This is a genomic window from Streptomyces sp. NPDC007025 (assembly GCF_042869455.1).
Lineage (GTDB): Bacteria > Actinomycetota > Actinomycetes > Streptomycetales > Streptomycetaceae > Streptomyces.
The window spans coordinates 305160-320631 of the sequence record NZ_JBIAFT010000005.1; the positions used below are offsets into that span (position 1 = coordinate 305160).

Genomic DNA, 15472 nt, shown 5'->3' on the forward strand with positions numbered 1-15472 from the left:
ACGCTAAGTCAACTACTCTTGTCGTCCGCGCCGCCGCGCGCGTCGAGCCGGGCGGTTCGTGGCAGGAGGGGGGAGCCACGAACCGCCCTCGCGGCTCCCGCCCCCGCTCTACCGGTGCACGGGCCTCACGGGGCCATCGGCAGATACACCCGGTTGCCCGCCTCTGCGAACTCGCGGGACTTCTCCGCCATCCCGGCCTCGACCTCCTCCATCGTCGCGCCGTGCCGCTCGCGGATCTCCTGGGAGATCTTCATGCTGCAGAACTTCGGGCCGCACATGGAGCAGAAGTGCGCGGTCTTGGCCGGTTCGGCCGGCAGCGTCTCGTCGTGGAACGAGCGGGCCGTGTCCGGGTCGAGCGCCAGATTGAACTGGTCCTCCCAGCGGAACTCGAACCGGGCGTCCGAGAGCGCGTCGTCCCAGTCCTGCGCCCCCGGGTGGCCCTTGGCCACGTCCGCGGCATGGGCGGCGATCTTGTAGGTGATCACGCCCGTCTTGACGTCGTCCCGGTCCGGCAGCCCCAGGTGCTCCTTGGGCGTGACGTAGCAGAGCATCGCGGTGCCCCACCAGCCGATCATCGCCGCGCCGATGCCGCTGGTGATGTGGTCGTAGGCGGGCGCGATGTCCGTCGTCAGCGGACCCAGCGTGTAGAACGGGGCCTCCTCGCAGACCTCCTGCTGGCGGTCCACATTCTCCTTGATCTTGTGCATCGGCACATGGCCGGGGCCCTCGATCATGGTCTGTACGTCGTGCGCCTTGGCGATCCGGTTGAGCTCGCCCAGCGTGTCCAACTCGGCCATCTGCGCCGTGTCGTTGGCGTCCGCGATCGACCCCGGCCGCAGCCCGTCGCCGAGCGAGAACGTCACGTCGTAGGAGCGCAGGATCTCGCACAGTTCGCTGAAGTGCTCGTACAGGAAGCTCTCCCGGTGGTGCGCCAGACACCACGCTGCCATGATCGAGCCGCCGCGGGAGACGATGCCGGTCTTGCGGCGCGCCGTCAGCGGGACATAGCGCAGCAGCACCCCGGCGTGCACCGTCATGTAGTCGACGCCCTGCTCGCACTGCTCGACGACGGTGTCCTTGTAGACCTCCCAGGACAGCTCCTCGGCCTTGCCGTCCACCTTCTCCAGCGCCTGGTACAGCGGCACCGTGCCGATGGGGACGGGGGAGTTGCGCAGCACCCACTCGCGGGTGGTGTGGATGTTGCGGCCGGTCGAGAGGTCCATGACGGTGTCGGTGCCCCACCGGGTCGCCCACGTCATCTTCTCCACCTCCTCCTCGATGGAGGAGGTGACGGCGGAGTTGCCGATGTTGGCGTTCACCTTCACCAGGAAGTTCTTCCCGATGATCATCGGTTCGGTCTCCGGGTGGTTCACGTTGGCGGGCAGTACGGCCCGCCCCGCGGCGATCTCGTCCCGGACGAACTCGGGGCCGCGGTTCTCGCGGAGTGCGACGTACTCCATCTCCGCGGTGATCTCGCCCCGCTTCGCGTAGCCGAGCTGGGTGACGGCCGCGCCGTCCCGGCCGCGGCGCGGCTGGCGCGGGCGGCCCGGGAAGACGGCGTCGAGCCCCGCCAGATCGTCGGCGCCGCCGCGGACGACTCCGCCGCGCGGGCTGGTGTGCTTGCGGCCGTCGTCCTCGGGCCGCAGTTCACGGCCCGCGTACTCCTCGGTGTCCCCCCTCTGGATGATCCAGTTCTCGCGCAGCGGCGCCAGGCCGCGGCGCACATCGGTGTCGATCTCGGGGTCGGTGTACGGCCCGGACGTGTCATAGAGCGTCACGTCCCGGCCGTTGGTGAGGTGCACCCGTCGGACGGGGACCCGGATGTCCGGGCGCGACCCCTGCAGATATCCCTTGTGCGAGCCGAGCGCTTTCCCGGCCGCTTCGGCGTTCTCGGCCGCTTCGGCGTTCTCGGCGCGCGCGTGTGCATCCTGCGTGGTCATGAGACCCACTCCCTACGCCGGCATTACCCGGTAACAGGTTCGGCGGTCGGCGCAGCCGGTTCCGTGGTCCCTTCCACGGAGGTCAGCGCCCTCTCAGCCCCGTGCTCGGAGCTCCCGCGATGTGCAAAGGCGCCTCTACGCTAACGGCACACGGCCCGGACTGAACACCCCGCCCGGCCGTTCTTGCGATGATCGGGCGGTGACCCACACCGACCCCGCCGTCCCCGCACCCGAACCCGGCCGTGCCCACGGGCACGGTCCCGGACCCGGCCATGCGCCCGCCCATGACCACGGGCCCAGCCACGGCCGGGGCCACGGGCAGAGCCACGGCCACGGGCACAGTCACGGCCACGGGCCCGCCGAGCCGGTCTCCCGCCGGCTGCGGAAGGTCATCGCGGCGGTGCTGGTGCCGTTCGCGGCGGCCGTGCTGGCCGGGCTGGTGGTGCTGTGGCCAGGGGGCGTTCCGGGACACCAGCACGACCATTCCGGGGTCGGCTTCGACCGGCCCACCTTCACCGCCAAGGTCGTGGAACTGGCCGAGGTGGACTGCGGCAAGGCCAACGTCCGGCAGCCGTCCGGCTCCTCCGGCGGCGGTTCCTCCGGGCCGGGCGGCGGGGAACAGGGCGGCGAGGGCGGGGCGCACGAGCCGTGCCGGAAGGCCACCGTCGAGATCACCGAGGGCAAGGACAAGGGGCACACCTTCACCGAGGTCGTCCCGCCCGACGCCACCCGCAGCTACTCCGTGGGGCAGGGCGTCGTCGTCGCCTACGCCGCGAAGGCGCCGCGCGATCTCCAGTACAGCGTCGTCGACACCGCCCGCGATCTGCCGATGGTGCTGCTGGCCGGCCTCTTCGCCCTCGTGGTGGTACTCGTGGGGCGGCTGCGCGGAGTGCTGGCGCTGGTGGGACTGGTCATCAGCTTCGCCGTGCTGACGCTGTTCATCCTGCCCGCGATACTGCAGGGTTCCAATCCGCTGGTGGTCGCGGTGGTCGGCGGGAGCGCCATCATGCTGGCCACGCTGTATCTGTGCCACGGCCTGTCGGCCCGCACCTCGGTCGCGGTGCTGGGCACCCTGGTGTCGCTGCTGCTGATCGGGCTGCTGGGCTCGCTGTTCATCGGCTGGGCCGGACTGACCGGCAACACCGACGACCAGACCGGTCTGGTGCACGGGCTCTACCCCGGTATCGAGATCCGGGGGCTGCTGCTGGCGGGGGTGCTGATCGGCTCGCTCGGCGTACTCGACGACGTGACGGTCACCCAGACCTCGGCCGTCTGGGAACTCAAGGACGCCGACCCCGGGGCCGGTCGGCGCCGGATCTACCGGGCCGCCATGCGGATCGGCCGCGATCACATCGCGTCCGTCGTCAACACCCTGGTGCTGGCCTACGCGGGAGCGGCGCTGCCGCTGCTGCTGCTGTTCTCGATCGCGCGCAGCGACGTGACGATGGTAGCCACGAGCGAGGTGGTCGCCGAAGAGATCATCCGCACGCTGGTCGGCTCCATCGGCCTCGTCGCGTCGGTGCCGGTAACGACGCTGCTGGCCGTGCTCGTCGTCTCGGCGGACCGCAGGCGGCCCGAGGCGGCGGAAGCGGCCGGCCGTGCCGCCGGGGACGCGCCTCCGGGCGTACCCGCACCGGCGTCCGGCGTCCCGGTGTCCGGCGGCCGCCCCGCACCGGCCCGCGGCGCCGGGGTCACCGGCGGCCGGGGGAGGCGGCGGAAGCCGAAGTGAGCCGGGGCCAGGTACCGCGCCCCGCGCTCCGACCGTGAACCCGGACCCGGACCCGGGTCAGGGTCCGGACCCGGCGGCGGCTCCGCGGCACTCGCGTGGTGCCGGCGCCGTGGGCCCACCGCGGGCCGTCGCCACCCACCGCGGGGTGCGCCCGGTGCGGGCGGGGTTCACCAGCCGCTGCCCGAGGAGCCGCCGCCCTTGAAGTGGCGGACGAGGTAGACGACACCGCCGACCAGGGCGACGAAGATCAGCACCTTGAACAGCAGGCCGATCAGGAAGCCCACCAGGCTGGCGATCAGGCCGCCGAAGACGACCAGCGCGATCACCGGTATGACGATCCACGTGACCCACCACGGCAGGCCGGCAAGGGTGCCTTTCGCGTCCATGACTGTCTGCTCCGTCTCTGAGAGTTGGCGAGGGCTCTTCGCACCCTCTGCCCTCGATGCTAGAGCGGTCGGTGGGCCGATGGGCCGCTGCGGGCCCCTGTCCTCCCCTGAATCCGACCCTGAGTCGACCCTGAAGAACCGGCTCGGCCTTCGAGAGCCGGCTTCGGCCTCAGAGCCGGCGCGCCCCGGCAGCACCGGCTCGGCCCGCCCGCGGGGCCGCTCAGCTCTCGGGAGGCGAGAAGACCACCAGGACCCGCAGGTCCTCCGAGATGTGGTGGAACTTGTGCGTCACCCCGGCCGGTACATAGACCACGCTGCCGCGCGCCACCTGCGTCGTCTCGTCCCCGACGGTGATCGAGCCGCGGCCGCTGACGACGAAGTACACCTCGTCCTGGGCGTGCGGCTGCTGCCGGTCGACGGCACCCGCGTCCAGCGCGTACAGGCCGGCCGACATGTTGCGCTCGTGCAGGAACCGGAGGTACGCGCCGTCGTTCACGGCGCGTTCCGCCTCCAGCTCCTCCAGCCGGAATGCCTTCACCGCTGTCCCCTCTCCCTGGCCCGGCAGCTGTTCTGCGACGATCTGAGTATGAACTTCCTCATCAAGACGCTGGCCAACGCGGCGGCTCTGGCCGTGGCGACCTGGCTGCTCAGCGATATCGAGCTGACCGGTGGTTCCTCAGGTGAGAAGGCGCTGACGCTGCTCGTCGTCGCCCTGATCTTCGGCGTCGTCAACGTCGTGGTCAAGCCGCTCGTGAAGCTGCTCTCGCTGCCGCTGCTGGTGCTCACACTCGGGCTGTTCACGCTGGTGATCAACGCGCTGATGCTCATGCTGACCTCCTGGGTCGCGGACAAGCTCGACGTGAGCTTCCACGTGGACGGGTTCGGCACCGCGTTCCTCGGCGGCCTGATCATCTCGGTCGTCTCCTGGGCGCTGAACATGGCGCTGGACCGGGACTGACGGGATGTACCGCGTCTGCTTCGTCTGCACCGGCAACATCTGCCGCTCCCCCATGGCCGAGGCCGTCTTCCGCGCCCGGGTGCGGGAGGCGGGGCTGGACGGTCTGGTCGAGACCGGCAGCGCGGGCACCGGGAGCTGGCACCTCGGTGACGCCGCCGACCCCCGCACGAGCGACGTGCTGGAGGCCGCCGGGTATCCCCTCAGCCACACGGCGCGGCTGTTCGAACCGGACTGGTTCGACCGGCACGATCTCGTCGTCGCCCTCGACGAGGGGCACGCCGCGGAGCTGCGGGCGATGGCCCGCAACCCGGCCGAGGCCGCCACGGTGCGGCTGCTGCGCTCCTACGACCCGGACAGCGGTCCGGACGGGCTGAGCGTGCCCGACCCCTACTACGGAGGCGCACACGGCTTCGCCCGGTGCCTGGCGATGGTGGAGGCCGCCGTCCCCGGGCTGCTGTCGGAGGTCGCCGCCGCCGTCGGGGCCCGGGAGGCGGGTTGACGGCCGCGGCGGGCGCGGGCGGCGGGAGCGCCGCCCCGCCACCTCCGCGCCCGGTGGCCCGTACGGCCGAGCTGCTGGGCCGCCGGGCCGACCGGGCCGTCCCCGTCGGCGGCGGCTCGATCTGCGACGCCTACCAGGTGGTGCTCGCCCCGCGCGGCGAGCACCCGGCCCCGGACGACAGGGGGCACGGGAGCGCCCCCCGGGAACCCGCGGGCGCCCCTCCCCAGGCCGCCGATGCCACCCCCGCCGACTCCGCCACCACCGTCTTCGCCAAGGCGCTGGATGTCGCCCCCGCCGACTTCTTCGCCGCAGAGGCCGCCGGGCTGGCCCGGCTGCGCGCCACCGGGACCGTCCCGGTGCCGGAGGTGTACGCCGCCGAGCGGGACGTGCTCGTCCTGCAGTGGATCGAGCCGGGGGCGCCCGACCGGGCGGCGGCGGAGCGGCTGGGCCGGGGGCTCGCGGCGCTGCACGGGACGGCGGCGCCGTCCTGGGGTACTCCCGGGCAGCCCTGCTACCTCGGGCCGCTGCCGCTGACCTCGCCTCCCCGGCCCACCGCTGATCCGGCCGCCTGGCCCGGCTTCCACGCCGAGCACCGGCTGCTGCCGCTGCTGCGCGCCGCCGTGGACAGTGGCCGGATCGGCCCGCGGGAAGCGCGGGACGTCGAGCGGGTGTGCGACCGGCTCGACGACGAGGCGGTGGCGGGACCTCCGCAGCCGCCCGCCGTCATCCACGGCGACCTGTGGTCCGGCAACGTCCACTGGACGGCGGACGGCCGGGCCGTGCTGATCGACCCGGCGGCCCAGGGCGGCCATCCGGAGACGGACCTGGCGATGCTCGAACTGTTCGGCTGCCCCGAACTGCCGGTGCTGCTCGCCGCGTACGAGGAGGTCCGTCCACTGCCCGGCCGCCGGTCCCGGGTCCCGCTGCACCAACTCCAGCACCTCCTGGTCCATGCCGTGCTCTTCGGCGGCGGATACGGTGCTGAGAGCGGCGCGGCGGCCCGCGCGGCGCTCGGCTGACCCCGCCCGGTGCGGGCGCTGCCCGCCGGCCGCCGACCGCTCCGGGCGGGAACCGACCGCGGCCCGCCGTGTCGCGCGACAGAGAGGCAGCCATGACCGCTCCGGACGATCCGCCCTTCACCGGCCCGCATCTCGACTACGGCCCGGCGAACGACGCCGACGGCACCCGGGTGGTCCGCGCCGGACTGCCCGCCGAGGAGCCGTACGAGCCGCCCCTGCCGGGGCCGGTCTTCGCCGCCCACTACCACCTGCCCGGCGAGGTGGAGGGCGCACCGTACGCCTACGGACGGGACGCCAACCCCACCTGGACCCATCTGGAACAGGCGCTCGCCGAACTGGAGGCCCCCGGCGACCCGGACGCCGAGGTGGTCGTCTTCTCGTCCGGCATGGGTGCGATCTCCGCGGTGCTGCTCTCGCAGCTCCGTCCGGGCCGGACGGTGGTGCTGCCCTCGGACGGCTACAACCTGCTGTCCGCGCTCCACGAGCGGCTGGAGAACTTCGGTGTCCAGGTGCGCACCGCTCCCACCGGCGGCGACGGGCAGCTCGCCGAACTGGAGGGGGCCGATCTGCTGTGGCTGGAGACGCCCTCCAACCCGGGGCTGGACGTGTGCGACATCCGCAAGCTGGCCGCGGCCGCACGCGAGGGCGGTGCGCTGGTGGCCGTGGACAACACCCTCGCCACCCCCCTCGGCCAGCGCCCCCTGCTGCTGGGCGCCGACATCTCGGTGGCCAGCGGCACCAAGGCGCTCACCGGGCACGGGGACGTGCTCCTGGGCTATGTGGCCACCCGCAACCCGGACATCGCGGCGGCGGTACGCGGCTGGCGCAAGACGGTCGGCGCGATCCCGGGGCCGATGGAGGCGTGGCTGGCGCACCGGTCGCTGGCGACCCTCGACGTCCGCACCCAGCGCCAGGCCGGCAACGCGCTGGCCGTGGCCGAGGCGCTGGCCGTCCGGCCCGAGGTGCGGGACGTGCGTCACCCGGGGCTGCCGCAGGACCCCTCGCACCAGCTGGCCGCCCGGCAGATGAGCCGCTACGGCTGCGTCGTCTCCTTCACCCTGTCCGACCAGGCGTTCGCCAACCGCTTCCTGGGCCGGCTGCGCCTGGTGAACGACGCCACCAGCTTCGGCGGGGTCCGCTCCACGGCCGAGCGCCGGGGCCGCTGGGGCGGGGACGCGGTCCCGGAGGGCTTCGTTCGGCTGTCGGTCGGGGTGGAGGACAGCGTCGACCTGGTGACGGACATCCGGCGGGCCCTGGACCAGGCGGGCTGAACGGCCGTCCGCCGCCGCTCCCGCCGCTGCCGCGGCCCGGCCCTGGGCCGGGCGCGTCGACAGGTCGCGGGAGCGGCGGCGGGCCCGACCGGTCGCGGCGGGCACGGCCTGGCCCGGGGCCGGTCGGTCGCGCCCCGCCGGTCCGTGTCCGGTCGTGGCCGGTCATGGTCGACCGTGTCCGGGCTGAGCCCGGCCGTGGCCGGGCCGGGTTCAGCCCGAGGTCTCCGGGCCGCCGTACTCGGGGCTGGAGTAGTCCGGGCTGCTGAAGCGCGGCCGGGAGTACTTCTCGTCCGACTCCGCGGAGGTCCGGCTGGAGAACCCGGGGTGCGAGTAGCCGAGCGGACTGCCGGGCTGCTGCGGCACGTAGGCGGCCGGAGCCTGCCGCGGACCGTCCGGATCGGCCAGCGCCTCGCGCAGAAACGGCACGATGCCCCGCTCCAGCAGCGCCTCCCGCCAGGCGGAGCGGGCCAGCGCCACCTCCTCGGACAGCTGGCTGCCACCCGGATCGGCGCCGGTCCCGCCGCCGCCCGCCCGGATCGAACTGGCACCGTTGCGCAGTGCCGCGAGCAGCAGACCGGCCATGGCCACCAGGATCCCGGCCGCGGCGAAGGCCGCGAACACCCAGCCGGCGCTGCGGATCGGACCGGCCACGGCGGGCTCCGGGGAGAGCATCCGCAGCGCGTAGCCCAGCAGCAGGAAGATGACGGCGGCGGTGGCCGCCAGCACGGGGGCGAGGACGGAGACGACCGCCATCAGCCCGGCGCCGGATGTCTCGGCGAGGCTCTCGCCGCCCATCGCGCCCACCAGCCGCTCCCCGACGCTGCCGGCGCCCTGGCCGGGGTCGCGCATCTCGGCGGCGCCGTCGGAGCCGCCCTGCGCGGGGCCGCCCGAGACGGGGGCGCCCGCGACGGAGGGGGCGTTCTCCGGGCGGCGCAGCTCCTCGCGGAGCCGGACGAACTGCTGGTACTCCGCCTCGGCGCAGGCGGCTATCGCGGTGGCGGCGCTGAGCGCCATCGTGCGCAACTGCTCGGCGTTCAGCCGTTGGCCGATCGCCGCCAGGTCGGGGCGTCGGTGAGCGGTTCGCAGTGCCTCGTCGAGGACCCGCTCGAACTCGGGCCGGTCCTCGCGCAGCAGGTGCGGAGCGCTGTTCATGTGCATCCCCCGATGCTCCGTAGGGCCCAGGCGGCCGGTCGAGGGCGGGGCAGGTCAGCAGGCGGACAACTCGGGACGGCAAGCCCTGATGGTAGAGCTGTTCCCGCGTCGCGTGACAGACACTTTCCAGAATTGACCCGCTACAGCGACGCCCCCCAGCCGATCACTTCTGGAAAAAACCTGCCCGGATATCCGCGCGTGAATCAGCAGGGGTGTGGAACCCCGCTCCGCGCGCCCCGTCGATCCGGCCCCCGCGCCCCCGGCGGGGGACCGGACGGACGGGGACCGGTTCACTGCACCAGCGGGAGCTGGGCGATGAGCAGCTTGCCGGCCATGGTGACGCCGCCGTCCATGGCGACGGCCAGCCCGTCGGCGTACACGTGCGGTCCGGTGACGTCCGGCGCGCTCTCGCCGTCCTCGCTGTCGACCTCGCCCAGCAGATACGGGATCGGGCTGTGTCCGTGCACGATCCGGGTGCCGCCGAAGGTGTCCAGCAGTTCCCGCACGGCCGCCGGCCCGGCGGTCTCCTCGCGGAAGGCGAACCGCTTGGTGAACTTGCGGAACAGTTCCCAGGTCTCCTCGGCGTCGTTGCGCTGGAGGGCCTCGGTGATCGCGTCGTTGACGGCCTCGATGGTGTCGCCGTAGTCGAGGTAGCAGCTCGCGTCGGAGTGCACCAGCAGATGGCTGTCGGCCAGCGCGATGGCGTCCAGCCGGGACATCCACTGCAGGTGGTGATCGGCGAGCCGCTCCATGTCGCTGCGCTGGCCGCCGTTGAGCAGCCATGCCGCCTGGAACGAGGCCGTGCCGGCACCGGAGTTGACTGGCGTGTCCCCGAACCGCTTCGCGCCGAGCAGCAGCAGTTCGTGGTTGCCCATCAGCGCCTTGCAGTAGCCGCCGACGGCCGCGGCCTCCGCGGAGAGCTGCATGACCAGCTCGATGACGCCGATGCCGTCCGGACCGCGGTCGGTGAAGTCGCCCAGGAACCACAGCCGGGCGTTGCCCGCGATCCAGTGGCCGTCCGCGTCGATGATGCCGAACTGGCGCAGTGCGGTGCGCAGTTCGTCGAGGTAGCCGTGCACGTCCCCGACGACGTAGAGCGGGCCGTCCCCGTCGTTGACCGCGCCGGCCGGAACGGGCACGTCCACCATCGTCGGCTCCGGGCCACCGGACGCCGCGACGGCGGTCCCCAGGACGGGCAGATCCCGTTCGGTCGGTGTGTACTCCTCGGGCATCCCGGCACTGCCGCCCGCCGTCGTCCCGGTGGCCGCGGCCCCGATTCCGGCAGCCGTGGCCGCCGCCGGAGCCGACGGCGCGGGTCCGTCCGGTACGGGTCCCTCCGGTACCTGTCCGCCGGGAGCGGCGCCGCCGGGCGCGGGGCCCGCGGGGGCCGCTCCGTCCGCCGCCGGAACGCCCGCCGGCCGGCCGCCCGCCGCGGCGCGCGGCGCTGCCGGGGCCATCGGCGCGCGGGGATCCGTGCGCGCTGCGTCCGCCGCCCCGGCCGCCCGCGGATCGCGCGGTCCCCCGGACCCGTCGGACCGGGGAACAGCGGACAGTGTCTGGGCGGTCCCCTCGCCGTGTGTTGTCTCCCCGCCGTGCCATACGTCGGGTCCCTGACCGGCCCCCTGAGTCATCGACCCCTCCACCATCGCGCCGCCGCCGTGCACCGCAGGACCTCCCCCTTCCGTGGGCCCCATCCGCTGGTCTGTCGGCCGGGGTTTCGCCCCAGGCCGGGAGCCGGTCCCGGTGTCGTCCTCCCCCGGCTTCGGCCGGGTGCACCCAATCATAGGAACGCTGGTCGCGGCTTGTGACGCACCTGGGGGCGCGCATTTGACGAGGTGGCCGGGCCGAGGGGGAATTCCTCCTGAATTCTCCGCTGTCGTACCCTACGGAATCCGGCACCGGATACTCCCGGAGACCCGCCCGGCCGCGCCGCCCGGCCGCACAACGCTCCGCGCCCGGCCGTACCAGGCCCCGCGCCCCCGGCCGTTCGGGTTCCGCGCCGGAGTCCGAACGGCCGGGGACGTGCTCAGTCGGCCGCGGGCGTACGGGGGGCGCTGACCGTCGCGCGGGCGCTGCCGCGACGGGAGGACGCGCGGACGATCAGTTCGGTCGGCATCACCCGCTGGACGGGGCGGGCCGGAGCGAGGCCCTCGATGGCGTCGATCAGCAGCTGGACGACGGTGTTGCCGATCCGTCGGGGCTTCAGGGACAGGGTGGTGACGGAGGGCGCCGTGGTGGCGTAGGCGGGGGACTCGCTGCAGCACACCAGCAGCAGGTCCTCCGGTACCCGCAGTCCGTAGCGGCGGGCCGCGGCCAGCAGGTCGGTGCCGTTGGGGTCGAAGAGTCCGTACACGGCGTCCGGGCGGTCCGGTCTGGCGAGCAGCCGGTCGGCGGCGACGGCTCCGGCGCACGGGTCGTGCGCGGGGTAGCGCTCGTAGACCGGTTCCTGGCCGACCCGCTCGCACCAGTCCAGGTACGCGGTGGTCGACAGCCGGGTGTAGGTGTCGGTGCTGGTGCCGGTCAGCAGTCCGATGCGACGGGCGCCGGATTCGGCGAGGTGGTCGAGGATGTCCCGGACAGCCGCTTCGTGGTCGTTGTCCACCCAGGTGGTCACCGGGAGGGAGTCGCTGGGGCGCCCGTCGGAGACGACGGGCAGTCCGGAGCGGAGCAGCTCGTTGACGATCGGGTCCTGCGCCGAGGGGTCCACGACGACGGTCCCGTCCAGCGCGACGTTGGACCAGACGTCCGGGGCACCCGCCTCCGCCGGTCCGCGCCGGGCCGGCGCGGGCAGGATCACCAGCGCGTAGCCGCGGGCCAGCGCGGCCGAGGTGGCGGCCCGGGCCATCTCGGCGAAGTAGGCGAACTCCGTGAAGGTGAACGGTTCTTCGCCGTACGTCGTCACCGTCAGGCCGATCAGCCCCGACTTGCCCGTGCGCAGCGTGCGTGCGGCGGCCGACGGGCGGTAGCCCAGCCGCTCCGCGACCTCGCGGACGTGGCTGCGCGTCGCGTCCGGGAGGCGGCCCTTGCCGTTGAGGGCGTCGGAGACAGTCGTGATGGAGACACCGGCTGCGGCGGCGACATCTCTGATGCCCGCCCGTCCCTTCGACCGGGCCCCGCCGCGTGGGGGAGGGCACCTCCCGGCCCCGGGCAGGGGCGCTGCGGCCGATGTCCGGCCCGCCTGATGCTTCTCTGCTGCTGTCATGGCGAGCCGATGTTAGGCCCGGACAGGGCAGGCGGAAGGGCGGTCGTCGGGCGGTGCCGAGGCGGGGCGCTGTTGCCCGCCCCTTACTCCGGCGAGCGGGGAAACCCCAGCTCGGAACGGGCGGCTCCGGGGCGTGTCCGGCTGCCGGAAGCGCGCTGTTCCAGGGCGTCGGCGGGGATGAGAGCCACTCTCAACTCACCTTCACGAGTGACGCGCGCTACCGCGCTCGCCACCAGCGCGCGTGTTTTCCGGCGCACGCAGGCGTGAATGGGAGAGCGCGACAACTTCGAGCGCCCCCCGCCGCCCGGAGCTTTCCGCGAGCGCACCGGTCGGGGACGGGATCATCCGGGGAGCTACGCCGTGCGGGTGAATCCTCTTAAGGTGAGGAGTATTGGCGCAGCGCGCCGGCGGAGCCGAGGGTGACGACGGAGGAGGAGCAGCGGTGAGTGACATGAGCGAGCGGAGCCCGGGTGGCCCCCGGCTGCGGGAGGCGCTGGAGGGCATCCCGAGCTACAAGCCGGGGCGTCCGGCCGCCACCGGCGGCCCCGTCTCCTACAAGCTGTCGTCGAACGAGAACCCCTACCCGCCGCTGCCCGGCGTGCTGGAGTCGGTCTCGGCGGCGGCCGCCACCGTCAACCGCTACCCCGACATGGCCTGCACGGAGCTGTACGCGGAGCTGGCGGAGCGGTTCGGGGTGCCCGCCGCGCACCTGGCCACCGGAACCGGTTCGGTCGGCGTGGCCCAGCAGCTCCTCCAGACGACGGCCGGACCCGGAGACGAGGTGATCTACGCCTGGCGCTCCTTCGAGGCGTACCCGATCATCACCCAGATCTCCGGAGCGACCTCGGTCCGGGTGCCGCTGACCGGGGGCGCGGAGCGGGAGGCGCATGATCTGGACGCGATGGCGGACGCGGTCACGGAGCGCACCCGGCTGATCTTCGTCTGCAACCCGAACAATCCCACGGGTGCTGCGATCCCCCGCGCCGACCTGGAGCGCTTCCTGGACCGGGTGCCCGGCGACGTGCTGGTGGTGCTGGACGAGGCGTACCGCGAGTTCGTCCGGGACGAGCGGGTGGTCGACGGCCTGGAGCTGTACCGCGACCGGCCGAACGTGTGTGTGCTGCGGACGTTCTCCAAGGCGTACGGCCTGGCCGGGTTGCGGGTGGGCTTCGCGGTGGCCCATGAGCCGGTGGCCGCCGCGCTGCGCAAGACCGCCGTGCCGTTCGGGGTGAGCCAGCTCGCACAGGAGGCGGCGATCGCCTCGCTGCGCAGCGAGGACGCGCTGCTGGAGCGGGTCGAGGCGCTTGTGAAAGAGCGCACACATGTGCTGGCCGAGCTGCGTGCGCAGGGCTGGACGGTGCCGGAGTCGCAGGCGAACTTCGTCTGGCTGCGGCTGGGGGAGCGGACCGCCGAGTTCGCGGAGCGCGCCGAGGAGGCCGGGGTCACCGTGCGCCCGTTCCCCGGCGAGGGGGTGCGGGTCTCCCTCGGGGAGCCCGCGGCCAATGTCCTCTTCCTGCAGGTCGCGGCGGCTTTCCGGAAAGAGGTGTAGCCGGTCGCCGGCAGTCGCTCCGCCGCGCGGAGCGGTGGCCGGCGGCGGTGGCCGGGCGGGTTCCCGAGGTGCGGGGCCCGCCCGGCCTCGTTTTGGGTATGCCTTCACGGCGAGTAGGGGGGCCCGGTGACATGTCCGGAATGGGACCGTCGTACGCTGGGCCTTGTGAATGTGAACGCATTCACGAATGCGCTCAGGCGCGTGCCTGAAGGAGAGAGCAACGTGGACCTTGCGTTGGCGCCGGAGACACTGGCGCGCTGGCAGTTCGGCATCACGACCGTCTACCACTTCCTCTTCGTGCCCCTCACCATCTCGCTGGCCACCTTCACGGCGGTGCTCCAGACCGCGTGGGTGCGCACGAACAAGGAGAAGTACCTCAAGGCGACCCGCTTCTGGGGCAAGCTCTTCCTGATCAACATCGCCATGGGCGTGGTCACCGGCATCGTCCAGGAGTTCCAGTTCGGGATGAACTGGTCCGCCTACTCCCGCTTCGTCGGCGACATCTTCGGCGCACCGCTGGCCTTCGAGGCGCTGATCGCGTTCTTCATGGAGTCCACCTTCATCGGACTGTGGATCTTCGGCCGCGACAAGCTCCCGAAGAAGCTGCACCTGGCGACGATCTGGCTGGTCGCCCTCGGCACCGTCGCCTCCGCGTACTTCATCCTCGCCGCGAACTCCTGGATGCAGCACCCGGTCGGCTACCGGATCAACGAGCAGAACGGCCGCGCGGAGATGACCGACTTCTTCGGCATCCTCTTCCAGAACACCGCGCTCGCGCAGTTCTTCCACACCATGACCGCGGCTTTCCTCACCGGCGCGGCCTTCATGGTCGGTATCGCCGCCTATCACCTGCTGCGCAAGCGGCACATCGCCGTCATGCGCAGCTCCCTGCGGCTCGGCCTGGTCACCCTGGTGGCCGCCGGACTGCTGACCGCCGTCAGCGGCGACCGGCTCGGCAAGATCATGTACGAGCAGCAGCCGATGAAGATGGCCTCCGCCGAGGCACTGTGGGAGACCCAGGCACCGGCGCCCTTCTCCGTCTTCTCCTACGGCGACGTCGAAAAGGGGCACAACAAGGTCGCCATCGAGATCCCCGGCGTCCTCTCCTTCCTCGCGCACGACAACTTCTACGAGGCCGTTCCCGGGATCAACGACACCAACGCGCAGCTCAGGGAGAAGTTCAAGGACAGCACCGGGCTGGACGACTACCGGCCCAACATCCCCGTCGCCTACTGGTCCTTCCGCTGGATGATCGGCTTCGGGATGTCCTCGCTCGCCCTCGGCGCCGCCGGCCTCTACCTCACCCGGCGACGGTTCTGGCTGGCCGAGCGGCTGCGCACCGGCGAGGACGAGGTGCCGCGGCTCGCCCTGACCAAGGACCGCGAACTGGGCACCCGACTCGGCACCTGGTACTGGCGGCTGTCCGTCCTCACCCTCGGCTTCCCGCTGATCGCCAACGCCTGGGGCTGGATCTTCACCGAGACCGGCCGCCAGCCCTGGGTCGTCTACGGCGTGCTGCCCACCTCCGCCGCCGTCTCCCCCAGCGTCTCCCAGGCCGAGGTCCTCATCTCGCTGATCTCCTTCACCGCGCTGTACGCGCTGCTGGCCGTCATCGAGGTCCGGCTGCTGGTCAAGTACGTCAAAGCCGGGCCGCCCGAGCTGACCGAGGCCGACCTCAACCCGCCCACCCGGATCGGCGGCGGCAGCGGCAGCGCCGACGCCGACTCCGACGACCGGCCCATGGCCTTCTCGTACTGACAGACAGGG

13 protein-coding genes and 1 riboswitch are annotated in these 15472 nt (G+C 72.8%); of the genes, 7 read left to right on the forward strand and 6 right to left on the reverse strand.

What is annotated here, in order from left to right; all coding sequences use genetic code 11:
* Window positions 1-125: 125 nt before the first annotated feature.
* Complete coding sequence (gene thiC / locus ACFYMO_RS12420; RefSeq protein ID WP_388545979.1) at window positions 126-1940, reverse strand: phosphomethylpyrimidine synthase ThiC; 1815 nt, start codon at window positions 1938-1940, stop codon at window positions 126-128.
* A riboswitch (TPP riboswitch) is annotated at window positions 1933-2068 on the reverse strand. It overlaps the preceding gene by 8 nt.
* Before the next feature lie 71 nt (window positions 2069-2139).
* Between thiC and ACFYMO_RS12425 the strand changes: the two genes are divergently transcribed.
* On the forward strand, window positions 2140-3669 hold the full coding sequence (locus ACFYMO_RS12425; RefSeq protein WP_388545982.1) for a YibE/F family protein: 1530 nt from the start codon (window positions 2140-2142) through the stop codon (window positions 3667-3669).
* A gap of 167 nt (window positions 3670-3836) precedes the next feature.
* Here ACFYMO_RS12425 and ACFYMO_RS12430 read toward each other — a convergent pair whose 3' ends face one another.
* Complete coding sequence (locus ACFYMO_RS12430) at window positions 3837-4055, reverse strand: DUF5326 family protein (RefSeq protein ID WP_019356701.1); 219 nt, start codon at window positions 4053-4055, stop codon at window positions 3837-3839.
* Window positions 4056-4275: 220 nt separating this feature from the next.
* Window positions 4276-4593, reverse strand: coding sequence for a cupin domain-containing protein (locus ACFYMO_RS12435; RefSeq protein WP_019356700.1), 318 nt, complete (start codon window positions 4591-4593; stop codon window positions 4276-4278).
* A 48-nt stretch (window positions 4594-4641) separates the two neighbouring features.
* Between ACFYMO_RS12435 and ACFYMO_RS12440 the strand changes: the two genes are divergently transcribed.
* The 4 genes from ACFYMO_RS12440 to ACFYMO_RS12455 all read left to right on the forward strand — a co-directional run bounded on the left by ACFYMO_RS12440 (window position 4642) and on the right by ACFYMO_RS12455 (window position 7802).
* The gene (locus tag ACFYMO_RS12440; RefSeq protein WP_019356699.1) at window positions 4642-5013 is read left to right on the forward strand and encodes a phage holin family protein; all 372 of its coding nucleotides are present in this window, start codon (window positions 4642-4644) and stop codon (window positions 5011-5013) included.
* A gap of 4 nt (window positions 5014-5017) precedes the next feature.
* On the forward strand, window positions 5018-5512 hold the full coding sequence (locus tag ACFYMO_RS12445) for a low molecular weight protein-tyrosine-phosphatase (protein WP_366772660.1): 495 nt from the start codon (window positions 5018-5020) through the stop codon (window positions 5510-5512).
* On the forward strand, window positions 5509-6531 hold the full coding sequence (locus ACFYMO_RS12450) for a fructosamine kinase family protein (RefSeq protein WP_366772661.1): 1023 nt from the start codon (window positions 5509-5511) through the stop codon (window positions 6529-6531). The genes ACFYMO_RS12445 and ACFYMO_RS12450 overlap by 4 nt, the downstream gene beginning before the upstream one ends.
* Window positions 6532-6623: 92 nt before the next feature.
* Complete coding sequence (locus ACFYMO_RS12455) at window positions 6624-7802, forward strand: cystathionine gamma-lyase (protein WP_366772662.1); 1179 nt, start codon at window positions 6624-6626, stop codon at window positions 7800-7802.
* Between the two features lie 210 nt (window positions 7803-8012).
* Here ACFYMO_RS12455 and ACFYMO_RS12460 read toward each other — a convergent pair whose 3' ends face one another.
* The 3 genes from ACFYMO_RS12460 to ACFYMO_RS12470 form a co-directional block, all read right to left on the reverse strand.
* A complete protein-coding gene (locus ACFYMO_RS12460; protein ID WP_388545988.1) occupies window positions 8013-8960 on the reverse strand; it encodes a hypothetical protein in 948 nt (315 codons plus the stop codon).
* A gap of 284 nt (window positions 8961-9244) precedes the next feature.
* Entirely contained in the window at window positions 9245-10600 is a 1356-nt protein-coding gene (locus ACFYMO_RS12465; RefSeq protein WP_366772704.1) for a metallophosphoesterase family protein, read from the reverse strand.
* Between the two features lie 380 nt (window positions 10601-10980).
* Window positions 10981-12156 (reverse strand): LacI family DNA-binding transcriptional regulator, encoded by a 1176-nt coding sequence (locus tag ACFYMO_RS12470; RefSeq protein WP_366772664.1) that lies wholly within the window; start codon window positions 12154-12156, stop codon window positions 10981-10983.
* Window positions 12157-12607: 451 nt separating this feature from the next.
* Between ACFYMO_RS12470 and hisC the strand changes: the two genes are divergently transcribed.
* Window positions 12608-13705, forward strand: coding sequence for a histidinol-phosphate transaminase (gene hisC, locus ACFYMO_RS12475; RefSeq protein ID WP_388546190.1), 1098 nt, complete (start codon window positions 12608-12610; stop codon window positions 13703-13705).
* A 222-nt stretch (window positions 13706-13927) separates the two neighbouring features.
* Window positions 13928-15463 (forward strand): cytochrome ubiquinol oxidase subunit I, encoded by a 1536-nt coding sequence (locus ACFYMO_RS12480; RefSeq protein ID WP_388545992.1) that lies wholly within the window; start codon window positions 13928-13930, stop codon window positions 15461-15463.
* Window positions 15464-15472: the final 9 nt, after the last annotated feature.

Excerpts from the sequence above, each read along its gene's own strand:
- thiC (WP_388545979.1), bottom strand. The coding sequence starts at position 1,940 with ATGACCACGCAGGATGCACACGCGCGCGCCGAGAACGCCGAAGCGGCC.
- ACFYMO_RS12430 (WP_019356701.1), bottom strand. The coding sequence starts at position 4,055 with ATGGACGCGAAAGGCACCCTTGCCGGCCTGCCGTGGTGGGTCACGTGG.
- ACFYMO_RS12440 (WP_019356699.1), top strand. The coding sequence starts at position 4,642 with ATGAACTTCCTCATCAAGACGCTGGCCAACGCGGCGGCTCTGGCCGTG.
- ACFYMO_RS12445 (WP_366772660.1), top strand. The coding sequence starts at position 5,018 with ATGTACCGCGTCTGCTTCGTCTGCACCGGCAACATCTGCCGCTCCCCC.
- ACFYMO_RS12455 (WP_366772662.1), top strand. The coding sequence starts at position 6,624 with ATGACCGCTCCGGACGATCCGCCCTTCACCGGCCCGCATCTCGACTAC.
- ACFYMO_RS12460 (WP_388545988.1), bottom strand. The coding sequence starts at position 8,960 with ATGCACATGAACAGCGCTCCGCACCTGCTGCGCGAGGACCGGCCCGAG.
- ACFYMO_RS12465 (WP_366772704.1), bottom strand. The coding sequence starts at position 10,600 with ATGGTGGAGGGGTCGATGACTCAGGGGGCCGGTCAGGGACCCGACGTA.
- ACFYMO_RS12470 (WP_366772664.1), bottom strand. The coding sequence starts at position 12,156 with ATGACAGCAGCAGAGAAGCATCAGGCGGGCCGGACATCGGCCGCAGCG.
- hisC (WP_388546190.1), top strand. The coding sequence starts at position 12,608 with ATGAGCGAGCGGAGCCCGGGTGGCCCCCGGCTGCGGGAGGCGCTGGAG.